Annotated in this window: 29 protein-coding genes; 1 reads left to right on the plus strand and 28 read right to left on the minus strand. The window is 69.6% G+C overall.

Features of this window, described 5'->3' with window-relative positions; genetic code table 11:
• Positions 1–12 precede the first annotated feature (12 nt).
• From IG90_RS0105960 to IG90_RS0106010, 11 genes are all read right to left on the minus strand, one after another.
• Positions 13–912 carry a type II secretion system F family protein gene (locus IG90_RS0105960; protein ID WP_051860015.1) on the minus strand — a complete coding sequence of 300 codons (900 nt, stop codon included), beginning with the start codon at positions 910–912 and terminating at the stop codon, positions 13–15.
• Entirely contained in the window at positions 909–1,838 is a 930-nt protein-coding gene (locus tag IG90_RS0105965; protein WP_030578587.1) for a type II secretion system F family protein, read from the minus strand. Before IG90_RS0105965 ends, IG90_RS0105960 begins: the two co-directional genes overlap by 4 nt.
• Positions 1,835–3,400, minus strand: a complete 1,566-nt coding sequence (locus IG90_RS0105970) for a TadA family conjugal transfer-associated ATPase (RefSeq protein WP_030578590.1) — start codon at positions 3,398–3,400, stop codon at positions 1,835–1,837. Before IG90_RS0105970 ends, IG90_RS0105965 begins: the two co-directional genes overlap by 4 nt.
• Positions 3,397–4,266 carry a CpaE/TadZ family protein gene (locus tag IG90_RS0105975; RefSeq protein WP_233435923.1) on the minus strand — a complete coding sequence of 290 codons (870 nt, stop codon included), beginning with the start codon at positions 4,264–4,266 and terminating at the stop codon, positions 3,397–3,399. The genes IG90_RS0105970 and IG90_RS0105975 overlap by 4 nt, the downstream gene beginning before the upstream one ends.
• Positions 4,218–4,907, minus strand: a complete 690-nt coding sequence (locus IG90_RS0105980) for an SAF domain-containing protein (RefSeq protein WP_030578596.1) — start codon at positions 4,905–4,907, stop codon at positions 4,218–4,220. The genes IG90_RS0105975 and IG90_RS0105980 overlap by 49 nt, the downstream gene beginning before the upstream one ends.
• Positions 4,908–4,925: 18 nt before the next feature.
• Positions 4,926–5,888 (minus strand): hypothetical protein, encoded by a 963-nt coding sequence (locus IG90_RS0105985; protein ID WP_030578599.1) that lies wholly within the window; start codon positions 5,886–5,888, stop codon positions 4,926–4,928.
• Positions 5,882–6,460 carry a hypothetical protein gene (locus IG90_RS0105990; protein WP_233435924.1) on the minus strand — a complete coding sequence of 193 codons (579 nt, stop codon included), beginning with the start codon at positions 6,458–6,460 and terminating at the stop codon, positions 5,882–5,884. Before IG90_RS0105990 ends, IG90_RS0105985 begins: the two co-directional genes overlap by 7 nt.
• A 61-nt stretch (positions 6,461–6,521) precedes the next feature.
• Positions 6,522–6,746 carry a hypothetical protein gene (locus IG90_RS0105995; RefSeq protein WP_030578605.1) on the minus strand — a complete coding sequence of 75 codons (225 nt, stop codon included), beginning with the start codon at positions 6,744–6,746 and terminating at the stop codon, positions 6,522–6,524.
• 170 nt (positions 6,747–6,916) lie between these two features.
• Complete coding sequence (locus IG90_RS0106000) at positions 6,917–7,441, minus strand: hypothetical protein (RefSeq protein WP_030578608.1); 525 nt, start codon at positions 7,439–7,441, stop codon at positions 6,917–6,919.
• Between the two features lie 309 nt (positions 7,442–7,750).
• A complete protein-coding gene (locus IG90_RS0106005) occupies positions 7,751–8,722 on the minus strand; it encodes an MBL fold metallo-hydrolase (RefSeq protein WP_030578611.1) in 972 nt (323 codons plus the stop codon).
• A gap of 70 nt (positions 8,723–8,792) precedes the next feature.
• The gene (locus tag IG90_RS0106010; protein WP_030578614.1) at positions 8,793–9,665 is read right to left on the minus strand and encodes a helix-turn-helix transcriptional regulator; all 873 of its coding nucleotides are present in this window, start codon (positions 9,663–9,665) and stop codon (positions 8,793–8,795) included.
• A gap of 135 nt (positions 9,666–9,800) precedes the next feature.
• On the opposite strand from IG90_RS0106010, the gene IG90_RS0106015 reads away from it, so the two are divergent.
• A complete protein-coding gene (locus tag IG90_RS0106015) occupies positions 9,801–10,619 on the plus strand; it encodes a helix-turn-helix domain-containing protein (RefSeq protein ID WP_033893745.1) in 819 nt (272 codons plus the stop codon).
• Positions 10,620–11,466: 847 nt separating this feature from the next.
• On the opposite strand, the gene IG90_RS0106025 is transcribed toward IG90_RS0106015, so the two are convergent.
• The 17 genes from IG90_RS0106025 to IG90_RS0106105 all read right to left on the minus strand — a co-directional run bounded on the left by IG90_RS0106025 (position 11,467) and on the right by IG90_RS0106105 (position 26,468).
• Positions 11,467–12,444, minus strand: coding sequence for a hypothetical protein (locus tag IG90_RS0106025; protein WP_233435925.1), 978 nt, complete (start codon positions 12,442–12,444; stop codon positions 11,467–11,469).
• Positions 12,445–12,572: 128 nt separating this feature from the next.
• A complete protein-coding gene (locus tag IG90_RS0106030) occupies positions 12,573–12,929 on the minus strand; it encodes a hypothetical protein (RefSeq protein ID WP_030578624.1) in 357 nt (118 codons plus the stop codon).
• Between the two features lie 30 nt (positions 12,930–12,959).
• Complete coding sequence (locus tag IG90_RS0106035; protein WP_157846295.1) at positions 12,960–13,358, minus strand: hypothetical protein; 399 nt, start codon at positions 13,356–13,358, stop codon at positions 12,960–12,962.
• A gap of 114 nt (positions 13,359–13,472) precedes the next feature.
• Positions 13,473–13,862 (minus strand): hypothetical protein, encoded by a 390-nt coding sequence (locus IG90_RS0106040; RefSeq protein ID WP_030578631.1) that lies wholly within the window; start codon positions 13,860–13,862, stop codon positions 13,473–13,475.
• A 35-nt stretch (positions 13,863–13,897) separates the two neighbouring features.
• On the minus strand, positions 13,898–14,524 hold the full coding sequence (locus IG90_RS0106045) for a TetR/AcrR family transcriptional regulator (RefSeq protein ID WP_030578634.1): 627 nt from the start codon (positions 14,522–14,524) through the stop codon (positions 13,898–13,900).
• 549 nt (positions 14,525–15,073) lie between these two features.
• Positions 15,074–15,535, minus strand: coding sequence for a hypothetical protein (locus IG90_RS0106050; protein WP_030578637.1), 462 nt, complete (start codon positions 15,533–15,535; stop codon positions 15,074–15,076).
• Between the two features lie 100 nt (positions 15,536–15,635).
• Entirely contained in the window at positions 15,636–17,393 is a 1,758-nt protein-coding gene (locus IG90_RS0106055) for a hypothetical protein (protein ID WP_030578640.1), read from the minus strand.
• Between the two features lie 241 nt (positions 17,394–17,634).
• Entirely contained in the window at positions 17,635–19,698 is a 2,064-nt protein-coding gene (ligA, locus tag IG90_RS0106060) for an NAD-dependent DNA ligase LigA (RefSeq protein WP_030578643.1), read from the minus strand.
• Positions 19,699–19,947: 249 nt separating this feature from the next.
• Positions 19,948–20,685 (minus strand): hypothetical protein, encoded by a 738-nt coding sequence (locus tag IG90_RS0106065; RefSeq protein WP_157846296.1) that lies wholly within the window; start codon positions 20,683–20,685, stop codon positions 19,948–19,950.
• A gap of 605 nt (positions 20,686–21,290) precedes the next feature.
• Positions 21,291–21,617 carry a hypothetical protein gene (locus IG90_RS0106070; RefSeq protein WP_030578651.1) on the minus strand — a complete coding sequence of 109 codons (327 nt, stop codon included), beginning with the start codon at positions 21,615–21,617 and terminating at the stop codon, positions 21,291–21,293.
• Between the two features lie 66 nt (positions 21,618–21,683).
• Positions 21,684–21,923, minus strand: coding sequence for a hypothetical protein (locus IG90_RS0106075; protein ID WP_030578654.1), 240 nt, complete (start codon positions 21,921–21,923; stop codon positions 21,684–21,686).
• A gap of 78 nt (positions 21,924–22,001) precedes the next feature.
• Positions 22,002–22,907: a DNA methyltransferase family protein gene (locus IG90_RS0106080; RefSeq protein WP_030578657.1), complete on the minus strand. Its 906-nt coding sequence runs from the start codon at positions 22,905–22,907 to the stop codon at positions 22,002–22,004.
• Positions 22,904–23,461, minus strand: a complete 558-nt coding sequence (locus IG90_RS0106085; protein ID WP_233435926.1) for a hypothetical protein — start codon at positions 23,459–23,461, stop codon at positions 22,904–22,906. The genes IG90_RS0106080 and IG90_RS0106085 overlap by 4 nt, the downstream gene beginning before the upstream one ends.
• Before the next feature lie 52 nt (positions 23,462–23,513).
• Entirely contained in the window at positions 23,514–23,876 is a 363-nt protein-coding gene (locus IG90_RS0106090) for a DUF7715 family protein (protein WP_030578663.1), read from the minus strand.
• Positions 23,877–23,951: 75 nt separating this feature from the next.
• Entirely contained in the window at positions 23,952–24,518 is a 567-nt protein-coding gene (locus IG90_RS0106095) for a hypothetical protein (protein ID WP_233435927.1), read from the minus strand.
• A gap of 111 nt (positions 24,519–24,629) precedes the next feature.
• Positions 24,630–24,965, minus strand: a complete 336-nt coding sequence (locus IG90_RS0106100) for a hypothetical protein (RefSeq protein ID WP_030578668.1) — start codon at positions 24,963–24,965, stop codon at positions 24,630–24,632.
• Between the two features lie 96 nt (positions 24,966–25,061).
• On the minus strand, positions 25,062–26,468 hold the full coding sequence (locus tag IG90_RS0106105) for an AbiJ-related protein (protein ID WP_030578671.1): 1,407 nt from the start codon (positions 26,466–26,468) through the stop codon (positions 25,062–25,064).
• Positions 26,469–26,642 lie beyond the last annotated feature (174 nt).

The following is a 26,642-nucleotide window of genomic DNA, read 5'->3' on the forward strand; positions in this document are numbered from 1 at the left end:
CTCGTAACGGAATTAACTGGCCATGATCCGCGAGAGCGCGGGGTAGCCGATGTAGACAGTCATGATCAGGACCAGCATCGCGACAGGCATCACCATCTTCTCGGATGCCATGTTCGCCTGGGCTTTCGCGGAGGTGACCAGGGCGCCGGACAGCGACCTGGCCTGCGAGCCGAGGGTGTCGCCGACGGCTGCGCCCTCCTCGCCGGCGATCGCGATGATGTCGGCTGGTGCACCGAGTTCGGGGACATCGAGTTCGATGGAGAGGCGCTTGAGGCCTTCCCACGGGCTGATGCCTTCGAGTTCGGCGCGGGTGATGGTGTCTCGGATCTTTGCGAAGACCCAGCCTTCCCCGACTTCGGCAGCCTTCTTCAGGGCCTGGGTGGGGGCCGCGTCCGCGGCCCGTTCGAGCTGGACCAGGCGCAGGTAGGCCTTGACGGCGTACCGGAAGTCTTCCTTCGCCTCTACCGCCTGCTGCTTGAGCTGGAGGTCGGGCAGGAGCCAGAAGACGACCGCGAGGCCGATTCCGGCGATCGCCGGAATCGCGAACGGCAGCGGGTAGCCGGCCAGATTTGCCAAGGTCACCGCCAGGACGGGCAACAGCAGTCCGTACAGGGCGAGACCGAGCTTGCGCCCCAGGTGGGCAGCGGGGGAGCGGCCCACGAGCTCCAATTGCTGGCGAGGCAGGCGAAGGGTGCCCTCCCCAGCGGTGCGCAGCAGGAGCGCGCCAGCCTTCTCCATCAGGGTGCGCGGCTGGCTGTCCCGGTTGCGGTCCAGGTTCTCGAGCCGGGTGGCGTCCATCCGGTTGAGGACGTCGCCGAGGTCGGGCCGGCCGGGGAGGATGCCGCGGGCGGCGATCACCAGGCCGAGGCCGGTGACGGCGCCGCCGATGACGGCGTAGGGAGAGAAGATCACGGCGCCTCCTCGGCGATCGGGCCGCCGGAGCGGTCGGCAGGAGACAGGAACCGGGGCGCCGGCTCGATGATCGCCATGCGGCGCATCCAGATCTTGACCAGGACGAACGCGACGCCGACGAAGGCGAGAACAACTTGCCCGGTGAGGGTGTTGTAGGGCTCGACGTAGGCGCCGGAGAACGCGGTGATGCCGAAGATCCCCAGGCAGAAGATGGTCACCCAGCGGTCGTTGGTCCGCGGCTTCTGCCTGTCGGCTTCGACTTCGCGGCGCGCGAGAACCTCGTGCTGCAGGGCGTCGGCGAGCTCGCGCAGAGCCTTGCTCAGGCCGCTGCCGCGGTCCTCGACGTGCAGGATCAGCAGAGCGGCGACCTCATCGACCATGGCGTCGTTGAGGTCGTCGGCGAAGGCCCGGTAGGCGTCCTGGGGCACCCAGCCGGACTGTTGGCGCGAGACGAGCAGCCGTACGTCCTCGCGGATCGCCTTGGGGACAGTCTCCAGACTGCGTTGGATGGTGGCCTCCAGGCTAACGCCGACGGTGTGGATGTCGGACATGCGCCGCACCCACTCTTCGATCGCTTCGAGTTTGTCGATCTGAGCCTTGCCGCTGCCGGAGGTGTTCAACAGCCAGGGCAGACCGAGCACGACGGCGACGGTGACGAGCCCGCCGGTGAGCCAGCCGGTGAACAGCCACACTCCGAGGCCCGCCAGCGTGGCGCCGGCCAGCCGGGCCTGGCCGCGCGCCCACCAGGAGGTGGGCGTGCGGGCATCGTTGACGAAGAAGGCGCGGACTTTGCGCTCCAGGCGGCTACGGCGGCGCACGGTGGTCGAGGGCGCCCAGCCGACGCCGCCGGCCACGGCCAGGACGAGGCCGCCGACGGCGGCGAGGCCGCCGAGCGCGGCGAGCAGGGAGTTGAGGGTGAGCGTCACAGCGGCACCACCGTCTCCAGCGGAGCGCCCCAGCTTCCCCATGGGTTCTGCAGGATGCTGCGGTCCAGTCCGGCCCGGACCAGGTCCTCCAAGCAGGTCTGGGAGATGTTCCCGTGCGGCACGGCTCGCGGCTCGCGGCGGCCGTTCTGTTCGCGCGGGGCGAAGACCATCTGGTAGGAGGGGCGGCCGCCCTCGCCGATGCCGGTGATCTCCATGACGTGCGACACGAAACGGTGCTTGCGGCCGGGCTTGCCGTCCGGGCCGACGAGTTCGGTTTCGTCGACCAGGCGTACGTAGACGACGAAGTCGACGGCCTGAGCAATGAGCCGGTACGCCAGGGGTTCGGTCATGCCGATGCCGGCCTCCAGGCACAGGGTGGCCAGACGCTCGATCGACAGCTGGGGGCTGCGGGCGTGGAGTGTGGCCATCGACCCGCCCTCGCCCTCGTTCATCGCGTGCAGCATCGGCACGACTTCCTTGGAGCGGACCTCGCCGACGATCACACGTCGCAGCGACATACGCAGCAACTGGGGGAAGAGATCGGACAGGGTCAGCTCGCCCTGGAGGCGTCCGTCCGGACCGCGTTCGCCGTTGGATTCGCGGCCCTCGTAGGCGACGACCTCGGGACCCTCGGGATCCTCGTGCAGATGGAGCTCGTACTCCGACTCCAGCGTGCCCACGCGCTCGTGGCGCGGGATCTCCCGGGCCATGGCCCGCAGCAGAGACGTCTTTCCGACACCCTGTGAGCCGACCACGATGATGTTCCGGCGGCCCTTGACCGCGGCCCGCAGGAAGTGTGCGAGTGAGGTGTCTATCGTGCCCCAGCGCACCAGGTCGTCCAGGCCCTGGCCACGGGTGCGATGGCGGCGGATGACGATGCTCGGCCGCGGCGTGACGTAGGCCGAGGCGGCCAGGCGGGAGCCGTCGGCCAGCCGGAGGTTCAGGTTCGGCGTGGCGGGAGTCAGCGCCCGTTCGCCCTGCCCCTGCATCCGCGCAAGATGGTTGATGAGATTGATCAGGTCCCGGTCCGTCTTCGCGATCGGGTCCCAGGTCCGCGTCGGACGGTCCGCATAGTCGACCCGGACCTTGTCGCCGTAGATGATGATGTTCTCGACGTACGGGTCGTCTAGGAGCGGCTGGAGACGACCGGCGCGGAACAGCTCGTCGAAGACGGCCTCCCGCACCGCCCGCTCCTGCTGGGGCGTCAGGTCCTGGCCGCTGGCGGCGTACTTCGTCGCCCACTCCGAGACGACCTGCCTGATGATCGACTGCCCGCGCTGCCGGCGGTCCTGTTCGGTCATGGACGCATCGGCGCCCGCGGCCTCTCCGATTTTCATGCTGGCCTGGGAGCGCAGCTCGGCAAGCACTTCGTGCCCGACCGGCAGGGCGGACGGGGCAGAGGTGCCGGAGGTGGGGACGATGCTCTCGGGCAGGCTGGCCGCAGACAGCTGGGCGGGCACCGTTCGAAGGGCCGGCGTCCCCTGGCTGGGGTTCTCCTTGAGGGCCTGGGCGAAGAGGGCCGTGTAGTCGGTGGCCGGGGCCTCCGGCCGGGTGTCGGTCATGATGCCCTCCCAGCGACCGTCGGCACTGCGGCCGGCAGCAGCTGCACGCGGCGCCTGGTCACCAGCTCGTTGATCGTTTGGTGGGCCGTCCGGGCTGAGCGCAGCAGCGTGCGCGGCAGCTTCTTGTAGGCCCCGTGGGTGAAGACGTCGGCGCTGTCGGGATCCCACGCGAGCATGCCGACCACGGGAGCCTGCAGATGCTGCTGGACCTGGCTGCTGTTGAAGGACCCTTCCTCGATCAACAGGAGGCCCAGTGCGTCGGCGCCCGTGCCGTGATGCGCCAGTTCCTCCCTGAGGACCCTCATGGCTGGTGCGGCAGCCGTGATGGATGCCTGGGTGGTGCGCACCACCATGAGCACTGCGTCAGCACGGTGGAGCAGCGGTGTCGGGTAGCGGGTCGTGGACAGCCGGGTTTCGGACTCGGTCAGGATGCGTCCGGCGTCGATGATCACGTCGTGGCCGGTCTGGTCCATGACGTTCAGCAGGCGGGAGATCGGCTCCCAGGTACGGCTGAGCGAGGCGGCCTGGGTGGGGTCGGTCAACCCCGGCAGGAGCAGCCGCTGCCCGGTGTTGTCGCGGTCCAGGCTCACGAAGTGCTGGTTGAATTCGCGGGCGAGCGTGCCCTGCCGGTCCGCAGCCGCCAGACGGTGCAGACCGGTGGCCGCGCTGCCTTCTCCGCCGAGGTAGCCGGCACGGATCGTTCCGCCCGCCGGATCGGCCTCCACCAGCAAGGAGGGCTTCGGCGAGGAGAGAGCGAGGGCAAGCGCGGAGCAGGTGACGCCGGAGGACTTGCCGGACACCAATGCAATGACCGACATCAGCCGGCCGCCTTCAGCACGACGGTCACCGCGCCCCTGGCCGTCCACGTGGCCAGGGACGGGCTGTCCGTTCCCGCAACAGCAACATCCACGACGACGGCCCCGTTCGCGTCGGGGGACGAAACGCCGACGACGACAGCGCTGATACTGTCCGGAGCCTTCTGCGTGCCCGACTTGGCCGCCTCGGTGTCGTCCTGCGGAGTGTGGACGAGCGCGATCGCGTCGCCGGTGCGCAGACGCTGCGCCGGGAGCTGTCCGGGCTTGGCGAGGATGCCTACCGTGTCGCGGCCCTTGGCGACGGGCGTGCCCTCGTGCACGGATGCGTCGGTGATGAGCGTCCCCTTGGGCAGGTCGGCGGCCGCGGTCTTGCCGACGATGTCGCTGCTGCGGTTGACCGGCACCGGTGCGAGTGCGGTGTCGGGCGCGATCTGCGCCACGACCAAGTCGCTCTTCTTGACGGTCTGGCCCGCCTTGACGTCGTGTGCCAGCGCGATGACGGGAACCCGGTTCCCGGCCTCGTCGACCTGCCACACGGCGAGGAGCGCACCGGCCGCGGCCAGCGCCAAGCCGGCGCTGACGACGACCGGCCGTCGCCGGCGGCGGGGGGCGTCCTGGGAGATCGGGAGCGGGCTGGGGGTTGCTGCGGGCGCCTTCTCGGCGGGCTTCTTGTTTGCGAACGTCGTCGCCATGGTTGCTGGGTTTCCTCGTTAGTTGACGACCTGGAGCTCGCCGATGTTGATTGCGGTTCCGGCGTTGCGTGTCTCGTTCGGCAGCGTGCCCGTCTCCCCGTTGGTGGCGGTCCAGTCGATCACCCATGTGCTCGTCGCGGTGATCTTGTAGGAGCCGCCGTCGGGCACCTTGGTGTAGGTGTGGCCGCAGTCAGGGGACTCCTGCTTCCCGAAGGACTTCTTATACGGCGTTCCAGGCTTGGTGCAGGTCACGGACGTGCCGTCACCCATGGCCCAGGTGATGGACTTGACGCGCGCGGTCGCCGTCACCGACAGGCCACCGGCCGACGCGGTGGTCGAGAGCGGGCCCCAGGTGTTGGGCGTCTGGGCCGTCCAGAGCCATACCGGCAGGCCGATCAGGCCCTTGGAGCCGGCCGGGGGTGCGCTGCCGATCTTGGCTCCGTCCAGGCGCATCATGCTCAGCGCGCGCTGGGCCAGCTCGGCTGCGGTAGGGCCGGTCTGTCCGAGTGGGTCCGTCTCGGACCAGCGGGCGAAGCCGTCGGTGGGTGTGGGGCGGGCGTTGATCTGTGACATGCACGCGAAGGCGTAGATGGCGCCCGTGGTGTGGCCTTCCCAGACGGGGTCGGACTTCGGAGGCTGCGGGTCGAGCTTGCGGATGTAGCAGCCGTAGGACTCACTCCAGGTGCCCACGCCGGGGATGTAGCACTCCCAGCCCGGGCTTCCCGGGCGTTCCTTCGCGCCGCTCTCGCAGGTCTTGCCGTCCCCCTTGCTGCCGCCTCCGCCGCCGTTGTGGCCGCCACCGCTGCCGTTGCCTCCACGTCCCCCGTTTCCACCGGGGACTTCCACACCGGCACAGATCCAGGCGCTGTTGCAAGAGCCGACGTCCGTGTCGCCTCCGTCCGCCCAGGCTTGGGACGGAAGGAGCAGGCAGACGAGGCCAAGGAGCGCGGATATGACGGCCGCGGCCTTGCGGGTCAGCATGTGCGGTCCTGCTGCTGCGTCTCGACGATCATCCACTTGTCCCCGACGGTCCGGGCGTTGATGGTGGTGACGAACCGGGTGAGCCGCTCCTTGGGCAGCTTTACCTCTTCGTCGGTCTTCTCTTTGACCAGCTTCCAGTTGCTCACGTCGACGCAGTCGGTGATGGTGGCCTTCTTCGGCGTCTCGTCCAGGTTGACTGCAGTGACCTCCGGAGAGAGCTTCGGTTCTCCCTTGATGACGTTGCCGTTCAGCTTGAGCGCGACGAGCTCGGACTCTGCCTTGCCGAGGGCCTTGTCGAAGGCGTATTTGTCCAGGCCTGTATCAACGGGGCTGGCCTTCGCGTATGCCTTAACCTGCGCGTCCCAGTAGCTGCGGTAGACCGCCAACACCTCGGCCCTGGCCTTGGCCTGCGGGTCGGCGCTCTTGGTGGCGCTGGGACGGGCGGAGGCTTCGGGCTTCTTCTCCTCGCCGCTTCCGCAGCCGGCGGCCGTGACCGCAACACTGAGAGCCGTGACCGCGACCACCGCTCGGCGCAGCCAGCGGTCCGTGCCGGATGCGGTTGAGATCGACACTGGCGTATCCCCCTTGTGAATAGTGGTGACGGCTTGGAGCGTAGGGAAAGGAGGCGCAGCCTCAGGCGAGGGCACGGCCGGAGCCGGAGCTGACAAGGGCCGCCGTGCCGGCGGCGAAGCCGGGCTCTGCCGGGCACCGCGTCAGCAGGTCGGCGGTGTGCTGCGGCGTTGCGGGCGCGTGCACAGCCTCGGGCGAGCCGAGGGGTACGGAAGGAGCGGCCGGTCGGCCGAAGCGGCTTGCGGAGCCGAGATTCCTGGCCGTCGAGCCGACGGTGGTCTGGTTCAACGCGACTGTCCCCCTCGCGGTCCGGGACTGGGCGTCTCCCACAACGCGATCAGTCCGAGCCTGATTCTGGCCAGAAAGATCAGGTGCGGCCAGGCCCCGTTTTTTCCGGTAGCCGCACTTCCGGTATATGCCTCTGGCGCAGGCGGTCTGGAAGCGCTCTAGCCAGGGCCTCAGGGTCTAATCGACAAGGCCGGGCCCGACGCCCGCAGAGCGTCTGCGGCGGCCCGCTGGTCCGCCCCGGTGATGGCGTTAAGTCGCCGTTCAACCAAGGCGATGGAGGGGTGGTCCTCGCCGTAGACCGACTGCAGCAGCGCCAGGACATCAGTAGCGGTCCTGACGACATCGGACGCGTTGGTGACAGTGAGCCAGGAGGCGACGCCGTTGCGGGCCTGCTGACGGACATGGCGGTGCTTGGCGTCCAGAACTCGCTGCCAGGCCGAGGCGGTGTACACCGAGACCTCGGTGGCCAAGGCGGGATGCTCCGCGAGCTGGGCACAGAAGGCGACGAGCTCGAGGGCATGGAGGGCGTAGACATGCAGAGGGCCGTGACTCTCGGCGAGTTCGTGACTGATGCCCTGGGCTGCTGCCAGGGCCTCCTCGGGCCGGCCCGCTCGGAGGGCGTTGCGGATGTCCTCGATGCGCGGCGCCAGAAACTCGGGGACGGCGGGGGCCGGCAAGGCGACGGCGGGGCTCATGAACCCTCCCTGGAACGAGCGGCTGCGAGCGGCTGCCGCCGCCGGGGGGCCAGCGGCGGCAGCCGGAATCGAGTCCAGCAACGCGTGCTTGCTCGACCGCGCACGTCAACGGGCGTGGGAGAGCCCTCGGTGCCTGGGTGGGCGCTGCCCTGTGCATGCACGGCGCGCCGACGCCGGTAGTTGACCCTCTCGGGGTGCGCGAGGCAAGCCTCCGCGCCTCATAGGAGGTTCACATTTCAATTATCGGAATGGAGGGGTGTCAATGTTTCATCAGCCGGAATTGACGAGGTGTCGCTGTCAGCGCCGAGGTCAGCGCGCGACTGGGCCGGCCGAGGAACGCTCCCATGCGATGCGGGCCGCGTGGTCCATCAGCTCCAGCAGGTCCGGGGCGGAGGAGTCCTGGTCGAGGTGGCGGTATTCAGTGCTGAGGGTGATGGCGAGGCGCTCGGGAAGACCGAGGCCGGGGTAGCGGTCTTCCTTGATCAAGATGCGTGCCGCGTCGGCGGCACTGCGGCCCTGCCCGTGCATCACGTACGCCTGATCCGCGAGGTCGTCAAGGTAGGCGATGTATTCTCGCAGGTCGTCCGGGGTCATGAGCGAGCCGTGGCCGGGGATGATCCACTCGGGGGAGAAGTCCAAGATCCGTGCACAGGCGGCGGAGACACGCTCCAGCGGCCCGGCCCAGTGCGAGGGGTGGTCTCCCGCGAAGACGATGTCACCGGCGAAGACCACGCGTTGCTCGGGCAGGTGGACGATGAGGTCGCCGACAGTGTGGGCAGGCCCGACCTCGTGCAGTTCTGCGGGAACCTGGCCAACCGCCAGGTCGCGGCGACCGGCGAACGTCGTGGTCGGCGGAAGCACCTGTATGCCCGCAAAGTCGTACATGCCGAAGTGCTCCCGGAAGTACCAGCCGAGGGGCTGGCCGGGGTCGGTGTCGTGGGCGAGTGCCTGCAGCTGCTGAGGTTTCGGCTCCAGGCACTGGTGTTCAAGGGCGGCGTGGGTGGCGAAGACCTCGGCGTTGGGGAGCCGCTGAAGGCCCCAGGTGTGGTCGCCGTTGGCGTGGGTGACGGCGACCCGGTCCAGCGGAACGTCCGGGCCGACAGCCGTGCGGACCGCGGCGAGGAAAGCATCGGTCAGGGCTGGCGTGTAGGGCGTGTCGATGACGAGGGCTTGGCCAGCGGAGACGACGAGACCGCAGTTGGCCATGCCCCAGGTCGCCTTGTGGCCGGGCAGCCAGGCGAAGATGCCGGGGGCGATCTGCTTCAGGTCAGTGGCTGTCATGAGCCTGCATTCTGACGGACCGTGGCTGCCCGGAAGAAATCTCTCAGCCAGGCGGGCCACGGGTGCGACGTCAGATATGGGGCACGAACGGGAGGAGGAAGAACCGCGCTCCCGGACTGCCAAACGGCTGGGCGGCGCACATGGTGACCGTGCCCAGCTGGGACGGCACATGCCGCTCGCAGCACTGGCTGCGGTGGTCTTCAGTGCCGCGCGGGGGCACGTAGCCGGCGTGCCGCATCGGCCGTGCGTCACCATCGGGGTGGATGTACGCAAGGCTGTGGTCACGGTAAATCGGCCCTGTGACCGGGTCGTCGTTAACTTCCTTGTCGAGCAGCCGGAGGTCCTCGTTGTCGGGATGCGCGGCAACCGCCGTGCGCAGCTGCGCCGCGACCTGCGGGGCCCAGCGTGTGTCCCAGTCGACCAGGTGGTGCTCTCTGGCGTCCTCGCGCAGGAGCATCCACCGGATCAAGTTGCGTTCGGGCAGCTCAGGGGGCTTACCCTCGGACTGGGGAAACATCAGCTTGAAGTCGTCGTTGGCGGCCAACACGTTCCAGGCGACGTCGTTGATGTAACAGGGTTGCCCGGACACGCTGTTGACGGCCACCTGCCAGGCCGGGTCGACGTTCGTCCCGGCCATCGGGTCCATGGGGAACGGGGGCTCGTACCCGACCGCGTAGACGTAGAGCGCGGTCCGCTCGCGCTCTTGCATATTCAGCGCCTTGGCCACGTTGTCAAGGAACTCGGTGGTCGGCTGAGGCGTGTTCCCGCGCTCGAACTCGGCGTAGGTCTTCTCCGTGACGAACAGTGCCTGAGCGACCTGGGCCTGGGACAGTCCGCGCGAGCGCCGTCCCCGGCCGGTGCGCTTGGGCCAGCCGAGCTCGACCGGGTCTATCCCCCCCCGCTTCCATCGCAGCAGCTGCTGCAACGCCTCCTTCTGATTCAACGTTCAACCCTTCCCCGTGCCAGCCTCGAGATATACCGGAAGCGCTCGCTCCTGAAATTCGAGGACCGGAAAATTCAGAGCCTGGTGAGCGGGATCTTGGCCGGGAAGAATCGGCCACTGGAGCGAGTCCGCGTTGTGGGAGACGCGAAGCTCCTCCACAACCGCGAGGGGGAGTTCGCGTTGCTGCATACCGTTGCCACCCCATCCGACCGCACCGGCGGCGCCGTGGCGCGCACCATGGCGGTGCTCAAAGCGCTTACCCGTCTCGGCCCGGGTGAACATCCCCTGGCTTCGGTTGCCGAGTCTGCAAGACTTCCCGCGCCGACCGTTCACCGGTATCTGCGGGCCTTGGTGCGGGAGGGTGTCGTTGACCAACGCGGGCCACGCGCCCGCTACGCGCTGACTGACGCGCTGCACGGTCCCTCCTCTTCGACGCCCGCCCAACCTCTCCAGGTCGTCCCGCCCTCTCCTGCGGTGAGGGCAGAGATCGTCACACTACAGTCAAGAACTGGTCAGGTCGCATTCGTTTACCGACCGCACCTGATAGGCCCTCCGATGCGAATCTGCGCGGAACGGGCATACGGTCCACATGCTGATGAGATCCTCACATCGCCTCAGATCGTTTTGCGGTCTCTCGAGTCGGCACCCCTGGAGGCTGACGCCGCCGGTCTGGCTATCCTCGCCTGCCTCGGCTCGATCGGCGGCAACAAGATCGACATTGCACACGTCCGTGAGGAAGGTCATGCCATCGGGCCATCCCCGCTGCCGGGCCGCACGATGGTCGCCGCGCCCATCTGGTACGGCTCGGCCGTCGCCGGATCTGTCGCACTGCTGGCCAAGGACGCACCCATGCAACGAGCAACCACCCGCGCTCGGTACGTGACCGCTGTGATGGACACCGCCGCAGCGATGAGCGGACAGCTCACACGTTCCGGCCCGCGCCGGGCCAGCTGATTGACTGCAAACGCCCACGAAGCACCATGGAGGGTCACTCCGTGTCTCGTTCAACGCTGCTCACCGGCGGCAACCGCTGCATAGGCTTCGCCATCGCCATCGCCATCGCCATCGCCATCGCCCGTCGCCTCCGCCGAGACCGGCGACCGTGTCGCCATACGCTCAGCCCGCGCCTGCCTCACAAGCGCGTCGCCGCCCGTCGAGCTGAAGCTCGATCCGCCCGGCGTTCGTCATCCGCGACAGGCTCCTAGCCTCCCTCACACAGGCAGACCGGGCCCGCGCGCGTGCGCCGCCGAGCAGTGCCGCACCTTCGCCGAGTGGGAAGCCGTCTGGGCGCCAGAGGACGGGACCCTGGTGACTCGCCCTGCGCCTTGCCTTCGGCGCGGCGCCGGAGCGTGCGGAGGACCGCCCGCACCGACCGGAACAGGGCACGGACCAGCCGCCACAGGCCGACCGCGCCGCAGCAGACCGCCGCGCCGCTGGCGCTCAGGCGCGCAGAGGTCACCGTCGACCTGTATGTCTCCTGCGGCTGACCCTCCGCCCGCAGGGTCGGCCAGCCGGCCGACCTCCGAACCGGACGAGAACCGACCGCCCCGCAGCCGCAGGCCGGCCAGATCTGTCCAGCTCCAGTTGTAAACGGTCCAGGTTCGGCGTCAGAAAATATCTACACAGGGCACAGCGGACCCCGGGCATCACGGAGCGGCGGGCGGCGAGCCTGTGCGCGAGGTCTTCGCCGATCGCCTCGCACAGCGGGTGAGGACGTCGGCGGCCGCCGTGCCGGGCAGATGCGCCAGGGAACCACCACCTGACCGGTCCAACTTCGATGGCAAACGATCCGACTTCGGTGTCAGAGGACACCCTCGAAGGTGACCTTGGAGCCGCCCGCGTCGACTGCCTCGACCGTCACCGGGCTGCCGACGGCCGTCTCCGGGACGCGGAAGGAAACGGTCTGCGTGGCAGTGCGGTACGGGGCGATCGCGGCGTCGCGGTACCCGTACACCGGACGGACGGTGGCGGCCAGGTGCAGGTCCTGGCCGGTCAGGATCCGCAGGGTGGTGCCCAGGCCGGGCATCGGGTCGCCGGAACGGTTGACCACGCTGAGCTCCAGGCTCCCGGTGCGCGAGGCGCCCTCGCCGCTCACCGTCACCTTGCCCACGCGCACGTGGCCGTTCCACTGCCCGAGCGGTGTGACCGACTGCCCGGCCGGCGCGCCCTGCGGCGCCTGCGGGTCCGGGGAGCCGACGGCACCGCCCGGCAGGGCGCCTTCGAAGAACAGCAGCTCCGGCTCGGCCAGCCCCTCCTCGGTCGCTTCCACAGTCACCGTGACCGGCAGGCCCTGGGCCTGGTTGGGAAGCACCAGCTTCAGGTCCCTGTCGACGGACCCGTTGGGGCGCACCTGCTGCGGTTCCTCCTCGGCGGAGGCCGTGCTGCGGTCGGCGGCCTCGGCAGCCGTGCGCCCGAGAGTGCCGTAGCGGGCGGTGACGGCGGTTCGCGGCGCGGTTGCGATCTGCGCTCGCTGGTTGGCCACGGTCACCCGCGCCGTGTATGCGCTCGAGCCGGCCGGCACGCCGGGCACGGCCCCGGCCGGCAGCCGTTCGAAGCCCTGCAGCGTCACCGTCCACGCCCCATCGCCGACCGGCAGCGCGGTTCCCGGCTTCACGATGCCCTCCGGCAGCACTGTGGAGGGCGAAGGCCGGGGCTCCGGGGCGCTGTTCGTCGGCTTGCCATCGGCCTTGGGGCCGTTGTCGGAGCCGGCGCAGCCGGAGATCAGGACCGCGCCGGCCAGGAGCACGGTCGGAAGGGCGTGGCGCAGGCGCACGGACATGGTTCCCCCCTTGTCAGGTATTGGATCTCGGTCGAGGGGGATCATGCCAAAACGCGTCCGGCCGGGGCCGGACGCGCTGGTGAGGGGTGTTGGTTTCCGGCCGCCCGCTGTCTGCAGCGGGCGGAAGGTCACAGGGTGATGGGGATGGGGACCAGGAAGTACTCGGTGTCGCCGACGCGGACGCGCAGCGGGTGCCCGGCTGGGAGGGTGAACAGCCGATGGTGCACGGTCGCCGGGGAGTTGCGCATGGACAGCGCGGGCTCCAGAGCGGTACGGACGGCGGCGAGGGAGGTGTCGGACAGCGGGTTGCGCTCGGCGATCTCCGCGCAGCGGTCGAGCTGGGCGTCGGTCAGGTCGGGCCCGAGGCCCTGGCGGAGGGCCTCGACGGCGACGGCCGGGGCTAGGACCGCCCGGTTGTGGTCGCGGCATACGTGGCCGGGCGTGCCGTGAGGCTGAAAGTGACGTGCGGTGCCGATGGAGGTCAAGGAGACTCCCGAGGGTGGAGGAGGGCGGGGTTAGTGCGCGCGAATCGTCGCGGTCTCGGCGACGGTCAGGACGTGTGCTGGGAGGGTCTGGCGGCCTTCGGTCATTGCCCGGTACATGCGATGCACTCCGTCGACCAGCAGGCGAGCTGGGCCGCTGTCGAACTCCAAGGTGGCGATGATCACCGGCTGGTCGAGGTCGGTGCGCATGGCGTGTTCGACGCTGAAGTGGGACTGATCCGGGCCGAAAACCGGGCACCAGGACGGGCCTTCGTAGCCCGGCCTGAGCAGGCTCAGGTGGTAGGCGGCCGACCAGTCGGCCACGGAGGTCTGCTCGACGGCCCGCGGGTGCTCCTCCAGGAGGCGCATGGCCCGGTCGATGTCGAACACCCAGCCTCCGTACTTGAACATCTGGCGGGAAGGGTTGGTCACGGTTCCTCGCTGACGGGTCGGGGATCGGTGATGGGAAGGGGCGGCTTGCAGTGGCGCCGCCGCGGAGGCCGGTCGGACGCCGCCCCGGAGCGAGCCGGGGCGGCGAGAGCCGGGTCAGCGCGGGCCGAGCGGGAGGACCAGGACGCCGACGGGAGGCAGGTTCATCTCGGCCAGCAGCCGGGCGGCCCTGCCGTCAAGGCCGTGCAGATTGCTGGGGTCCAGGCGTATGGCGCCCCGGTGGGGTCCGCGCGCGGGGTAGAGGTGCACCGTGTTCTCCGGTGAGTTGCGCTCGAAGACGCTGACGGTGGCGTAGTCGAACCCTCCGAGGTTCGGGTACCGCTCGGCGACGTCCAGAGACAGGGCGGTTGCTAGCTCGGGGCTCGGCGAGGCGACTGAGAGGGGGAGCGGGCAGCGGCGCGGCCGGATGCGCAGAGCAAGGACGCGGATCAGGACGCTGAGGACGCCGAGGCCGAAGCCGATGGCGAGAGAGGCTGGCTGGATCAAGGTGTTCCCCCTGGGGTTGCGGCGGGGCGTGAGTTCTAAGCGGCGGCGGTGGTCACGACGGCGTGGACGAGCCGGGCGAGTCCCTGGCGCCGCTGGTGCTTGGTCAGCCCCTGGACACTTCCGGCGTTCTCGTGTCCGGCGGCGGCGGTCAGGCTGGACACGAGGGCGTGAACGAGTTCCTTGCCTGTGCCGTTGCGTGTGGTCGGGTGGGTGGCCGCCGCAAGCGCACGGATGACGGGCCGGGTGGCTGCGGTGTAGGCCTTGACGAAGCGGGGGTCCCGCTCGGCCGCGACGGCGGTCAGCACGCGCATGACCGGGAGGTGATCGCTCCAGCCGTCGAGTACGGCGTCGACGAGCCGGGTGGCGCCGGACAGACCGTCCGAGGACCAGGAGCCGTCCTTGAAGTCGCCGAGCGCCGCGTTCGTCTCCTCGACCAGGAGGCGTGACGCTTCGAGGACGACGCCCTCGATGTCGGGGAAGTACTGGTAGAACGTCGCGGGCGACGTGCCCACCGCCTGGGCGACGTCCATCACCTTGATGTCGCGGTAGGACCGGGTGGCGAGGAGTTCGATCGTTGCGTCCATCAGCTTCTGGCGCGTCTGGAGGCCTCGATGGCTGGGCGCGCGGCGGTCGGGGGTGCGGGTCACGACACGGGTGGGCACAGTCGTCTCCTGAGCTGGAGGAAGGAAGGGGAGTGGTCCGGTCTGGGCAGCGGTGCCGCCGGACCCGACGTTCAATCACATTACACATTGGAATATGAATACGCAACAGGATGGGTGTGGGGCATCTCAGCAGTCCCCGCCTTCGACCTGCGCTCGCGCGGCTCTGGCGGCCGCGTCCCCGGAGTCAGCACGGAAGGTGTCGGTCCACTGCGAGAAGTCGAGCTCGTCGCCGTCCAGTTCGACACAGCGGCGCCTAGACCGATGACCGTGGAAACCTCTCTCGTGGCGGGCAGCTCGACCTGCGCAAGGGGGCCGGCCGGGTCCAGATCGAGGCCGACGAACAATTCCTCCACGGCGCTGGCCAGTTCCGCCACCTCCGGCCAGCGCCCGGGACCGGCGTCGCGCAGGGAGCACCACGTGCGGAACAGGGAGGCCACGGCCGAGCCGCTCGCAGCGGTGGGGTCGAAGTGCAGGATGACGGTCTCTCCGAGGACGTGAGGGGAAGCGCGTGCCGGGCGATCGCCCGGCACGGTGCGACAGGAGGACTTGCTACGCCTCGGGCTGCGGCGCCTTCGGGTCTCGGGCGGACATGCGGTGAGTGAGGGCATGCGCGCCGACGAACGCCGCCCCTGCGCCGAGGGCCAGGTAGTCCACCGCCCGTCCGCGCGGGACGAGTTCGTCACCGTGGCCGAGCAGCAGCACGGTGGAGACAACGAAGGCTCCTGCCACCAGGGTGGCGTCCAGACCGGCCGCGGCAGCGCTCCACACCCAGCGGGCGCGAGCCGGGTCGGTCTTGCGCTCGTCCCGCCTGCGGAGGGCGGCGCAGGCCCGGCGCCGGGCGAGCCGGCGCGTCTGGACGACAAGGGTCCCGAGCGGGCCGACGTACAGCCACATGAGGGGCTGCTCCAGCAGGAGGCCGCAGCCGGCGAGCAGCGCCACCAGCCCGTAGACGGTGTGCAGCGGCTGACAGTGGCGGTGCTGGACGGTGCGGGGACGGAGGTCGTCGGACATGGCTCTCCTCGGCTGAAGACGTTCGGGATGTCGGCCCTGTGCACGGGCCGTGGGACCTGTGGCCGGGCGGGACGGGGCTCGCCCGGCCACAGGGGGACTGCTAGGGGTTTGCGGCACGATTGGGCGTCGCCGAGGGGCGGAGGCGGGCGCGGCGCAGCCGGTCGGACCACGGGGCGTCGGCGGGCCCTACAGGGTGCTCGGGGATGGTGATCTCGTAGTGCGGGCAGCTGCCGGGCTTTTCCGTCTCCAGGGCGGCGTGCATGTGGGAGTTCGGGCACTGCTGGCGCTCGTGCTCCTCCCTCCAGTAGCGCACCGTCAGCGTGCGGCCGGTTCCGCCCTCGCGCGGCTCGCGCGGCTGCTGCTCCCGGAAGCGCTCGCCCGCGTCCGGGTCCACCCACCAGTTCTCGACCTGGCCGGAGTCGGAGATGCCCCGCCGCCGCTCGGCATCGCGCTTGCCTGGCTTGAGCTGGTGGACCTGGTGGGCGAGGACCCGCACCGTGGACCGCTTGTGCTGGGTCAGCAGCTCCCACAGGGCCCGTACGTGGCGGAGCATCAGCTCCTGGCCGCCCTGGCGGCCCGATCCGCTTCGGTACCGCTCAGGGTTGTCCGGGTCGCGAAGCCGGGTTTCGGGATCCAGGACCTCACCGGGGCGCGCCAGCAGGGTCTCGTATGGCGAGAACGGCAGCTTCAGCAGCGACTCGTCGCACGTCAGGGCAGTGACCCATGTCCAGGGGGCGTCATCGCGCGCGGGCTCCACCGGCTCCAGAAGCCGGTCGGGCCGCAGAAGGAACCAGCCTTCCTCCGTCTGGGGTGACCACGGGCCCCACACGTAGCCGACGATGCGTCGGCCGTTGGGCAGGGCGAGGGGAGTGTCGAGGAACAGCATCCCGCGCGAGGCGGGGAGGTGGGCGGGATCGAACGGGGTCGTGGTCTTTTCGGCCCGCCGTACCACGCGGCGCAGCGCCATCTGGCCGAGGGAGTCGCCGATCTGGAAGAGGCGGGCGGAGGAGGCCCGGTCGGCTTCCTGCCGCAGCTGCGTCACCACGGCCGCCTCTAGGCCTTCCGGATGTCCGTAGGGCGCCAGCCGCTCGCGCTCCCGGCGGTACACCTCCGCCTTCGCCCGGGCCCACTCGAGACTCTGCCGGTGGGCCTCCACGTACCGGCGACGCCAGATCCGGATGCGGTGCTGGTCGGGAGTCTCCCAGGCCGCGTCGTCCGAGCGTGCGAGACTCCGGCCCGGGGTGGCTTCACCGGAGTGCAGCCCCAGCTCGCGGAACCGGCGGACCTCGGCGTCGGTGTCATCCACGACGACGTCCGGCGGATCAATGATTGTCCGCTGGTGCCTGTCGTCCGGATCGAGCGTCCACTCCATGCCCGCGAGCTGGGCCAGCACCGTACGAAGCGTCTGCTTGTCCGTGGTCCTCAGGAAGTCGACGACGAGCATCTGGACCGTGTTCGCGTACGCGTCAGCCGCCGCGAACCGCAGCATGCGCTTGAGGAACGAGCCGCCCGGACCGTGCTGGCCGCTGGACAGCGCCAGCATCTGATCGGCCACCCGCTGGTCTCCTGCCGCGAGGGTCAGGTGGTCGTACATCTGCCGGAAGACGGCCATCTCCTCTTCGTCGGCGAGGATGCTGTCGATGGCGTTCCGCACCCGCGCCGAGGATGCCGGCGAGACTTCCGCCGGGACCGGCGGCAGGACCAACTGGCCGACGCAGGCGTGCAGTTCTCGGTAGAGCGCCCGCTGGAGCTCGGTGAGGATGAGGAGATCGTTGGGCTTGACCGGGGCCCGCTTGGCGGCCCGGGCCGCAATCGCCAGAAGCTCGGAGTCCGACAGTTCGGGCGTGTTCGAGTGCATGTCATCCCTACCTGGACGCGCGGGAGTTGGGGAGAGATCGCGGGTGCCGAGCACCAGGCGATGAAATGATAGTACACACTGAAAAATGAATAAGCAACATCTGGAGTGGACGGCCGAGCCTGGCCGGTGCAGGGTCAGCAGGCACGCGTCCTGGCCCGGCCGTTCGGTGCCCTGGTCCGCAGGGGTGGTGAGGCGGGGTGGTCGCGCCTACCGCGCGACGCCCCGCCCCGGTCCCCTTGCGTCAGGCCAGGTAGTCGGCAACCAGCTCAGCGAAGGCCTCGGGGGCGAGGACCGTGACGCCCAGCTCAGCCGCCTTGACCGCCTTCGAGCTCGGCTTGCCTCCGGTGGACGGCGCGGCGACGAGGATGGACGTCTTCGCGCTGACGCTGCTGCCCGCGCGGCCGCCGGCCTTCTCGATCAGGGCGTTCATCTCGGACCGCCCGTAGGCCTCCAGTCGCCCGCTCATCTTGCCGGTGACCACCACGACCTTGCCGGCCAGCGGACCTGCGCCCTCAGCCGCCGACGCCTCCTGGAGTTCGGTCATGTTGACGCCCGCTTCGATCAGCTTGTCGATGACCGGTGCCAGGGCGGCGACCTGCTCGACGATGACCGGGGCCTTCTCGGGGCCGATGCCCTCAACGCCCTGCAGAGCGGCAGCGTCCGCCTGACGGATGGCGTCCATGGTCCCGAAGTGCCGGGCGATACGGCGGGACATGCTGCGCCCGGTGCCGAGCACGCCCAGTGCGCAGAAGACCCGGCTGAGCGGGAGTGCCTTGGCGGCCTCGATCTGCTCGGCGAGCTTGGCGGCGCGCTTGGCGCTCTTGGACGCCTCGGTGAGCTGCTCGACGGTCAAGGTGAACAGATCGGCGACGTCGTTGACGTAGCCGGACGCAACTAGGGCCGCCACGTAGGTCTTGCCCAGGCCGTCGATGTCGAGCATCTCGCGCTGCGCGGCGTACTCGATCAGTGCCGGGAGGGCGCACGCGGTGCCCTTCGCGCACCGCCACCGCTCCTGCGCCTTGTTGATCTCGCAACCGCAGTTCGGGCAGACCTCGGGAAGCGGCACCTCCCGTGCACCCTCCGGACGCAGCTGGACCACGGCTCCCTGCACCCGGGGGATGATGTCGCCGGCCTTGTAGACCGTCACGGTGTCGCCGATGTGGAGGTCGCGGCGGCGAATGTCGGCGGGGTTGTGGAGGGTGGCCCGGGTGACGTTGGAGCCGTCGATCTCCACCGAGGCGAGGATCGCGGTCGGCGCGAGGACCCCGGTGCGGCCGACCTCCCACACGACGTCCTCCAGGACGGTCTGGCGTTCGACCGCAGGGAGCTTGACCGCGATGGCCCAGTGAGGGAAGCGGGAGCCGAACCCGGCCGCCGTCTGCTCTCCCGTGTCGTTCATCTTGATCACTACCCCGTCGATTCCGACGGGCAGGTCCGCACGCATGGCGGCGATCGCGTCAACCCGCTCCTGTGCTGCGGCCAGGTCGGCGACCACGTGGAGCCCGGCCGGGGAGTCCGCGGTCGTCTGGATACCGGCTGTGGCCACGGCGGCCAGGGTCTCGGCGTGCGTGGCTCCGGCGGGCAGGAACGATACGCCGTCCAGTCCGACCGCGCCGTAGGCCCAGAACGTCATCTGGAGCCGGTACGGCCGGTCCTTCGCCCTCAGCGTCCCGGCCGTGCCGTTGCGGGGGTTGGCGAAGACCTGCGCGTTGTGAGCGGCACGGACCTCGTTCGCCTTCTCGAACTGCTCCTGGGTGAAGGCGACCTCGCCGCGGACCTCGACGGTGACCGGATCGGCCAGACGCTCGGGGAGGCCGTCGATCTGTCCGATGACGTGGCTGATGTCCTCGCCGTGACTGCCGTCACCGCGGGTGATGATCTGCGCCAGAAGGCCGTCGCGATACCGAGCGGCCACGGCAGCACCGTCGATCTTCGGCTCCACGGTGAACCCGCCCTGCGGCGCGCGGCCCAGACGGCGCTGGACCGAGGCGCCCCATGCCACCAGGCCCTCGGCGTCGAAGACGTTGTCCAGGCTCAGGAGGCGAGTGGTGTGCGCAACGTCGCCGACGGGCGCTGCACCGTCGGCCACGAGCCCGGTGGGGGAGTCCGGGGAGACCTCGGCGGGGTTCTCCTCCTCCCATGCCTGCACCGACCGTCGGAGCTGATCGTACGAGGCGTCGTCCAGGGCGCTGTCGCCGTCACCGTAGTACGCCTGCGAGGCCTCGCGCAGGAGCTGGAGCGCGGCCTCGTACTCGGTGCGGTTGGACACGGCAGACTGCGCCTGAGCGGCGGGAAGAGTCGTCATGAGGGTGATCCTCTCGTAAGGGTCTGACAGTGGCCGCGCACTCGGATGCAAGGGCACGTAGGGCAACGCGGGTCACCGAAGATGAGCGGCCGGCTTCATGTCGGGACGGGCGATTCACGCGCAGCGCCCCGAACACCGCAGGTGAAGAGAAGGAGGTAACAGAGGATTGTTCGGCCCCAGGCGGTGCTGGGGGAGAAGGGGGGGGGCGGCGAACGGTGGCGCCGACGTGTGGATGCTGAGACCGCGCCCCTAGCCGACGAGTCGCGAAGCCTCCGCGCTCACCAGGGCGCGCCGCATCGACGGCTCAGCTTGCCGCAGCAGAGCCACCGTGCGGGCGAGCGAGGAACGCGGCACTGTGCGCAGCAGCACGGAGGCAACGTCTTCTCGGAATGCGTAAGTACCGGGGCGACCGGGGACGGCACGGAGCAGGCCGCTCAGAATCACCTCGGCCAGGTGGCTCGGGCACGGAGCCGTCCCGATCGAGCGGTGCATCAACTGCATCACCGGCAAGTGGGGGACGCCTGCCGCCAAGTACCCTGCGAGACCGAACGCTTCGGGGGAAGCGGTGGCGCGGAAGCGGAGGACCAGTTCCTCAGCAGTGAGCCCCGTCAGAGAGGCGGTCCCTTCGGCCGGAAGTGCGGGCGGAATCAAGGCGACCGCCGCCGGGACCTCGGAACCGCCACTGCCGAGGAGCGTGAACCAGTTCTCCAGCCAGGGAGAGGCGGGTTCCAGAACCGGCACAGGGATGCTGTCAGCCCCCGTGTCGGGCGCACTGTCGTACGCCGTGAAGCTCAGTGCGGAGTTGGCGGCTCCGGCGGCCGGGGCGTAGATGCTACCGGGCGTCCCGGGCAGCGCCGTGCGCTGCCACATGCGCTCCGGCAGCGGCTGAACCACCGCCACCGGGCGCACACGTGCCCAGCTGCGCAGAGTCTTGTACCAGCGTTCCCCGGCCGGACCGGGGTGCCACTGGGGGGCTGGAGCAGTCACTGAGCACGAGGGTTACCAGTCGGTCGTCCTCGCCTTGTCGCCCTCGCAGCGTGCCATCGGCCTTGAGAACGGCCACCGTCACACTCTGGAAAGGGCCACTCCGGGCGAGGGACTGGCGCAGCTCCCGCAGCAACGGCCTCCACATTGCCATCGTGGGTCCGGCATCGAAGACAAGCTGGAGGCGATACGCCGGAGCCCTGTTCACGGCTGAGGCCGTGCTCGTCCGTATGGTCACGTCGTCTCCTTGGGGCCTTGGCGAGGGGGCGAGGCCCGGACCGGACGGGGGGTGTCGGTCCGGGCCTCGCGGCCCCGGCCGCCGAGGGGAGTGCCACGGCCAGGGCGAGCCGCGCGAAGCGCGGCTCCTTCGGAATTGGCTTGGTGTGGGGCGGCTTCCCGCCTTCACGACAACCACAATACACACTGGAGCAGAAATACACAACGCTCCATTTTCTGGGCCGGGTCCGTCACAAGTAACTGACCACCCTGCCCCGTTGCGTCTTCCCTTTCGGCGAACCTGGTCGCCGGAGAAGCCCAGGAGCGGCGGCGCGCCCCTCCGCACGCCGGCCCCTGCGGTCGCCTAAGCCGCGCCGTCCTGGGTCTGGTTCTCAACACGATGCAGCACGTGGGGGGGCGATGAGGTCAGCGCCGCCGTCATCCCACCGCACGGCCTGGAAGGCGTACGGGGCGGCGCCCTCGGCCATGCCGAAGGTGTGCCCGGAGCGTTCCGTTCCCCGGGCCCGCATGACGACGTGCGTTCCGTCCGCGTAGTAGGTGAGCGTGGGATCGAACATGGTCGCAGGGCGGGTCACGTCCGATGCCAGGGGGCGTGCACGGATCACGATGTCGGCGACCTTGTCGGCGTCGACCCCGGGGATGTTCATGCGCCGGTCGGGCTCGACCTTCCAGGGCAGGCCGGGGAACAGGCGGGTCACCTGCGCGCGGACCCACTCCCACGCCTCGTCCGAGGCCTCCTCGGTGGGCTCGTTCGCAGAGGAGTGTCAGCCCTCGGCGCAGTCCGCGCCCTGTGTGCCGAGGAGGGCCATCACCTCGGCGCGGGTGATCTCGTCCGGGAGTTGGGTGCCGGCCTGCAAGCGGTGGACGTACCGGTGGAAGAGCTGGAGGGCCAGGGACTCGCCGTCCAGGCGGTGGGCGTAGACGATCCGCAGGACCGTCCCGTGTCCCTCGGAGTCGGGGACCAAGGTGGCGATGGCGGGCGGCGGTGTGGTGTTGATGGCCATGAGAGGGCTCCGTTTCGTGCAGGGGTGAGAAGGTGAGCGGCGGCCGGCCGCGGGATGCGGCACTGCCGCCGCGCCGGGTCAGGAGGGTGGAACGAACTGCCACGGCCAAAACGGCGGGCGGGTCGTGGTGGGGTACAGCACCGGCCGGGCCTTCTGCTCGGCGCTCGCCCGCTCGGCGCGCCCTTGTACGGCCTGCTCCAGAAGCCGGGGATGCTTCAGGGCGTCGCCGCAGGAGACGGTTACGTGCCGGCCGAGCCTCCAGAGCTGCGCGTTCACGGCGCAGCACGCGGCGTTGAGTGGGTCGAGGTCGTTCAGCCACCAGCGGTACTCGGCGGGGTCGGCGCCGAAGTACCGCATCGTGGCAGCGGCGGCCCGGGTCATCGTGCCGGTCCCGGCCGCGGGTTCGAGGAGCAGATCGCCGGGCCTGCGGTCGGCGGAGAGAAGGATGTCGCCGACGTTGTCGGCGGCCGCCGCCGGGGTGAAGAACTCGCCGGTCGACTGTCGTTCGCTGTAGCTGCGCATCCGGGTGATGAGCAGGCCGAGGACATCGTCGGACTCGGCGCGGGCGGTGTCGGAGCAGTACTCCAGCAGCCCTGCGCGCAGGAGGATCCGGGCGTAGTCGGCCAGGCCGCGGACGTCGCTGTCGGTGGGGTGGGAGAGCCAGTCGTGGAGCGGGCGGGCGGCCTCGGTCAGGTCCGGGTCGTAGGTCCAGAACGAGTTCCATCCCGCTCGAAGGGTGTCGACGAGCTGTTCGTCGTCGAGGGGGAGCAGGAGCGGGCCGTAGTCGGGGCCGTCCGGCCGTGAAGGCGCGCAGAGGGCGAGCGCGGCCAGGGTGCCGACCGCGATGGCCCGGTCGCCGGAGCCCCCGCGGTTGGATGTCCACCAGGCGTGTGCGGCGTCTGCGATGGCGTGGGCGTGGTCCCGCCCGCTTTCGGGCGCCATGGCGCGGCGCAGTCCGGCGGGCGGGATGCCGTACAGGGTCACGCCGCGCTCCCCGGCCCCTGCGCGATGAGGCGGTCGAGCTCGGCGACGAACGGCGGCAGGAGGGTCCGCTTGCTGCCCGGGCGCCGGGAGCCGAAGGGCCGCAGAATCCCGGGGTGGCCGCTGCGCTGGAAGTCGCTGTCGATGATCCAGGTCGGGTCTCCGGGCATCCGGGACAGGCGGTAGGCGGCCTTGTTGAGCAGTGTGCTGTGTTCGAAGAGGAGGAGTTCGGCGTACCAGCCGGTGACGGCTCCGGCCTGGCGCTCCTCAAGGACCGGTACGACGCCGGTGTGCTCCAGGGCGTTGTCCTCGTCCCGGACGGTGGTGGTGAATGTCTGGGCGGTGCGCAGCGGGGCCAGGACCCGTTCTGCGGCTCGATGGGCTTCGGGGTAGCCGATCGGGTCGGCGATCAGGCACCGTCCGGCGAGGGTGAGCGGATCGTGGGTGGCGGAGGCGGGGAGATCCAGCGGTGCGAGCTCCCGCAACAGCGCCTCGTGACCGAGGGTGGCGAGGTACCAGTGCTGCTGAGTACGGGTGTTCGGGGGCATGGTGTCCATGAGGCCCTTCCTGGGGGCGGCGGGCGCTGGCGGATGGATTGCGCCCAGCGGGTCAGTTCGGGGGTGCGTCGTGGCGGCGGGGTCGGCCGCGGTGAAGGCCGATGACGGTGCCGACCTCGAAGCCGCGGGCCAGGCCGAAGACTTCGCCCATGCGCCTGCGGGTCTCGGTGCTCTGCCGCTCACGTCCGGGCACGTAGAAGCCGTCCTGGGTGAGGAGGCTGATGATCTTGGCATTGACGTCGGCGCGGGTGACATCGAGTGCGGTGACGCGGCCGTGCGTGGTGTAGCGGCGGCTGTCGATGCCGACGAAGGCGTCGTCGGTGCCGATGGTGAGAATCTCTCCGGGGTTGGTCCAGTTGTAGTCCGTGGCGGACACGCGGTAGTGCTGGTCGAAGGCGGGGATGATTAGTTTCATCGGGTGTGTTCCGTGGCGACCCAGCCGGGAGCGAGCGCGGCCGCCGGGGCCGAGTTCCTCGCTCCCGGGGCTGGCTCAGGCGTGAGCCGCCTCGGCCTCCTCATCCTCGGCCTTGAGGTCTTCGAAGTAGTTGCGGGCGCTTTCGACCATGCCGGGGACGTCGCACCCGAAGGACTCGGCCGCGTCCAGGAGCGCCGCGAGCATGGCGGCCTCTCGTTCGGCCCCGGCGGCGGCGACGGCGCACAGGACATCGAGCTTCACGGGGTACGCCTCGCTGCGAAGTCCCTCGGCGGCCTGGTGGAGTTCATGGGCGGTGACCCGGCCGTCCGTCAGGCAGAAGACCTGAGCGACCAGATCTCCGATTACGCGATCGGCGCTTTCCTGGTCGTCCACGACCCGGTCGTCGGGGATGTTGAAGGCGATCTGGGCCATGGCCTCGGCCGCGAGGACGCCGAGCCGTACGCGCTCGGCCAGCTTGGGAACCGGCAACAGTGCCTTGGGGGCCTGCCTGTTGTAGGCCTCCAGCGCCGCGTGGGCCCATGCGGCGCGGTCCGCGAGGGTGCACTCGCGTGCGGGGTTCATGTTGACGCCGGATTCCGCGGCTGCGGTGAAGCGAGCAGCCTTGCGGTCGGGGATGGACATGTCCACGGTCGTTCCTCTGGGTGAGGTTCCAGGATGGTGGTGTGCGTGAGAGCGAAACGCCGCTCGATCACGACAACCACACTACATATCGTTTCGTGAATACACAACGCCCTAGGTGTGGTGACGGACCTCTGCCCACTTCGGGTAGGGGAGTGCGGGCATGCCGAAGACCGCCCTCGACCGCTCGGCCCGATTGCGGCCGACGGGCAGGGCGTACCTGTGGGTCCTCGGGTGCCGCTGGCGCCTGGCCCCGATCTGCTCCAGTGCGGTGCGCAGCCAGGCACGCCGGTCGGACCCTGCAGGGCGCGGCGATGCGCCCAGCGCCGCGATGCGCCGCTCGAACCCGTCGGCACCACGGTCTCCGGCGACGAACTTGGCGATCGACCGCGCCGAAGCGCGCGGGTTCTCGAAATCCCGGAGCCGGAGTGCGCCGAACCCGGACGCCATTTCCCCGTCTTCGGCGGTGGTCGTGCGAGTTGAGCCTTCACGGCTGGGGCCGGATAGGTACCCGTGCTCATCCGGCCCGTGCCCCGGTCTCCGGTGTCAGTTGGTGCGGCCGTTCACTTCGAAACGTTGGAAGAGGGCCGGCAGGAACTCCTGGAGCAGGAGCCTGGCACGTTCCGCGTCCCTGAGTTCGTCGTGGCCGAACCGGAAGACCTCGTAGCCTCGGAGCTTGAGTTCGCGGTCCCCAGCAACCAGCTCCGCGTACTTTGAGCTGTCAGGTACCTGACCGTCTTCGCGGGTGTAATGCTGGGACCCGTCGACCTCGAAAACGACGCGCTGGCCATGGGGCAGCAGGAGCAGGAAGTCCATGCGGGAGCGCAGCAGTGCTTCAGGGCCCCGCTCGCGGACTGTTTTGTGGTCCCAGTGGAGCCACACCTCGGGTAGGAGCGCCGGGAGGTCATAGACGGCAGAGCCGAGGATGTGGTGGTAGAGCTCGAAGACGTTGCGCTGCCCGGGTGAGTTGCCGGGCAGGCTGCGGCGAAGCCGGTGGTAGAGAGTCTTCTTGGCTTCGGCCCCGTCTGCGATCTTTTGGGTGTCCTGCCACCAGGCTTGGAGGTCTCGCCAGCGGATGCCGTCGCCTGTGATCTCGCGGTCGTAGACGAGGACGTTGCCGGGGTCACCGACGATCTCGATGTCGTTGTCCACTGCGGAGAGGAATCGGATGTCCGGCTTGGTGAGCGAGGCGAAGATGATGTTCTTCGGCCGTCGGTTGTCGGCGAGCCGGGTGGAGACCATGGTGAAGCGCGGGTAGCCGCCGTCGGCCCCGGTCTCACGCAGCTCGACTCCCGCGCTGCGGATCTGCTCGTTGATCTGTGCCACGAGGTGACGTTGGGCGGGCTCGTCGAGGAGCACGTCGGCGGAGACAGCCGATTCGAGGAAGCGGGCGAACCTCGCGTCGCCGGCCTCGAACGCCCCCAGGTGTTCGAAAAGGTCCTCGACCGACCAGTCCTCCGGGTTACGGAAGACGTGTTGCTGGATGTGCTGTCTCAGCCCCGGCGGGCGATTGGGGCTGGGAAGTAGCAGGTCAGCGAGGGATTCTTCGCGGTCGAGTACCCAGAAGCGCTCCAGCAGCGTCATGAATCGTGCTTCGTGGCGTGCCATGTCCGCCAGGTCCAGGGCTCGGGCCAGTTCGCGTCGGACCCTCTTGGGTATCGCCGGGGGTGACGACTCCGCCCAAAGCAAATCTTGTATGCCGTTGCGAGTTGCAGCGGTGAGGCTCCCACGAGCCAGGATGCGTTGCGCGACGTGGGGGAGGTCGTTGTCGGAGACCAGGGCGTAGCTGCGTTCGATCCGTTCACGCAGCGATCCTTCTTCCTTGGGGATCTCCGGCATGGCCAGCTCCGCGAACGCTGCGTTGAGGGTGGCGTGCGTGTTCCCGCTGAGGTGGCGTGAGACGACGACGTCCAGCAGCTGCCGAAGTCCTGAGCGATCCCTGCCGTTGACCATCAGTCGATGATCCCAGAGCTCCGCCGAGCAGTCAGCAGTTTGTAACGTCCAGGACAGCTGTCTAGGCAGTCAGGCTCGCAGTGCTGGGCGGAGGGCCGAGCGGCGCTGGTCATGGCGCGATGGGCGCCCCAGATACAGGACGCCAGGACCTGCCCCGGCAGCGGCCGGGGCAGG

The organism is Streptomyces anulatus (assembly GCF_000721175.1).
GTDB lineage: Bacteria > Actinomycetota > Actinomycetes > Streptomycetales > Streptomycetaceae > Streptomyces > Streptomyces anulatus_C.

What these genes read in the sequence shown, in the direction of transcription:
- IG90_RS0105970 (WP_030578590.1), bottom strand. Translation starts at nt 3,400, where the DNA reads ATGACCGACACCCGGCCGGAGGCCCCGGCCACCGACTACACGGCCCTC.
- IG90_RS0106055 (WP_030578640.1), bottom strand. Translation starts at nt 17,393, where the DNA reads ATGCACTCGAACACGCCCGAACTGTCGGACTCCGAGCTTCTGGCGATT.
- IG90_RS0106105 (WP_030578671.1), bottom strand. Translation starts at nt 26,468, where the DNA reads ATGGTCAACGGCAGGGATCGCTCAGGACTTCGGCAGCTGCTGGACGTC.
- IG90_RS0105980 (WP_030578596.1), bottom strand. Translation starts at nt 4,907, where the DNA reads ATGGCGACGACGTTCGCAAACAAGAAGCCCGCCGAGAAGGCGCCCGCA.
- IG90_RS0106000 (WP_030578608.1), bottom strand. Translation starts at nt 7,441, where the DNA reads ATGAGCCCCGCCGTCGCCTTGCCGGCCCCCGCCGTCCCCGAGTTTCTG.
- IG90_RS0106095 (WP_233435927.1), bottom strand. Translation starts at nt 24,518, where the DNA reads ATGTCCATCCCCGACCGCAAGGCTGCTCGCTTCACCGCAGCCGCGGAA.
- IG90_RS0106090 (WP_030578663.1), bottom strand. Translation starts at nt 23,876, where the DNA reads ATGAAACTAATCATCCCCGCCTTCGACCAGCACTACCGCGTGTCCGCC.
- IG90_RS0106005 (WP_030578611.1), bottom strand. Translation starts at nt 8,722, where the DNA reads ATGACAGCCACTGACCTGAAGCAGATCGCCCCCGGCATCTTCGCCTGG.
- IG90_RS0106085 (WP_233435926.1), bottom strand. Translation starts at nt 23,461, where the DNA reads ATGGACACCATGCCCCCGAACACCCGTACTCAGCAGCACTGGTACCTC.
- IG90_RS0106025 (WP_233435925.1), bottom strand. Translation starts at nt 12,444, where the DNA reads ATGTCCGTGCGCCTGCGCCACGCCCTTCCGACCGTGCTCCTGGCCGGC.
- IG90_RS0106050 (WP_030578637.1), bottom strand. Translation starts at nt 15,535, where the DNA reads ATGTCCGACGACCTCCGTCCCCGCACCGTCCAGCACCGCCACTGTCAG.
- IG90_RS0105985 (WP_030578599.1), bottom strand. Translation starts at nt 5,888, where the DNA reads ATGCTGACCCGCAAGGCCGCGGCCGTCATATCCGCGCTCCTTGGCCTC.
- IG90_RS0106100 (WP_030578668.1), bottom strand. Translation starts at nt 24,965, where the DNA reads ATGGCGTCCGGGTTCGGCGCACTCCGGCTCCGGGATTTCGAGAACCCG.
- IG90_RS0106075 (WP_030578654.1), bottom strand. Translation starts at nt 21,923, where the DNA reads ATGGCCATCAACACCACACCGCCGCCCGCCATCGCCACCTTGGTCCCC.
- ligA (WP_030578643.1), bottom strand. Translation starts at nt 19,698, where the DNA reads ATGACGACTCTTCCCGCCGCTCAGGCGCAGTCTGCCGTGTCCAACCGC.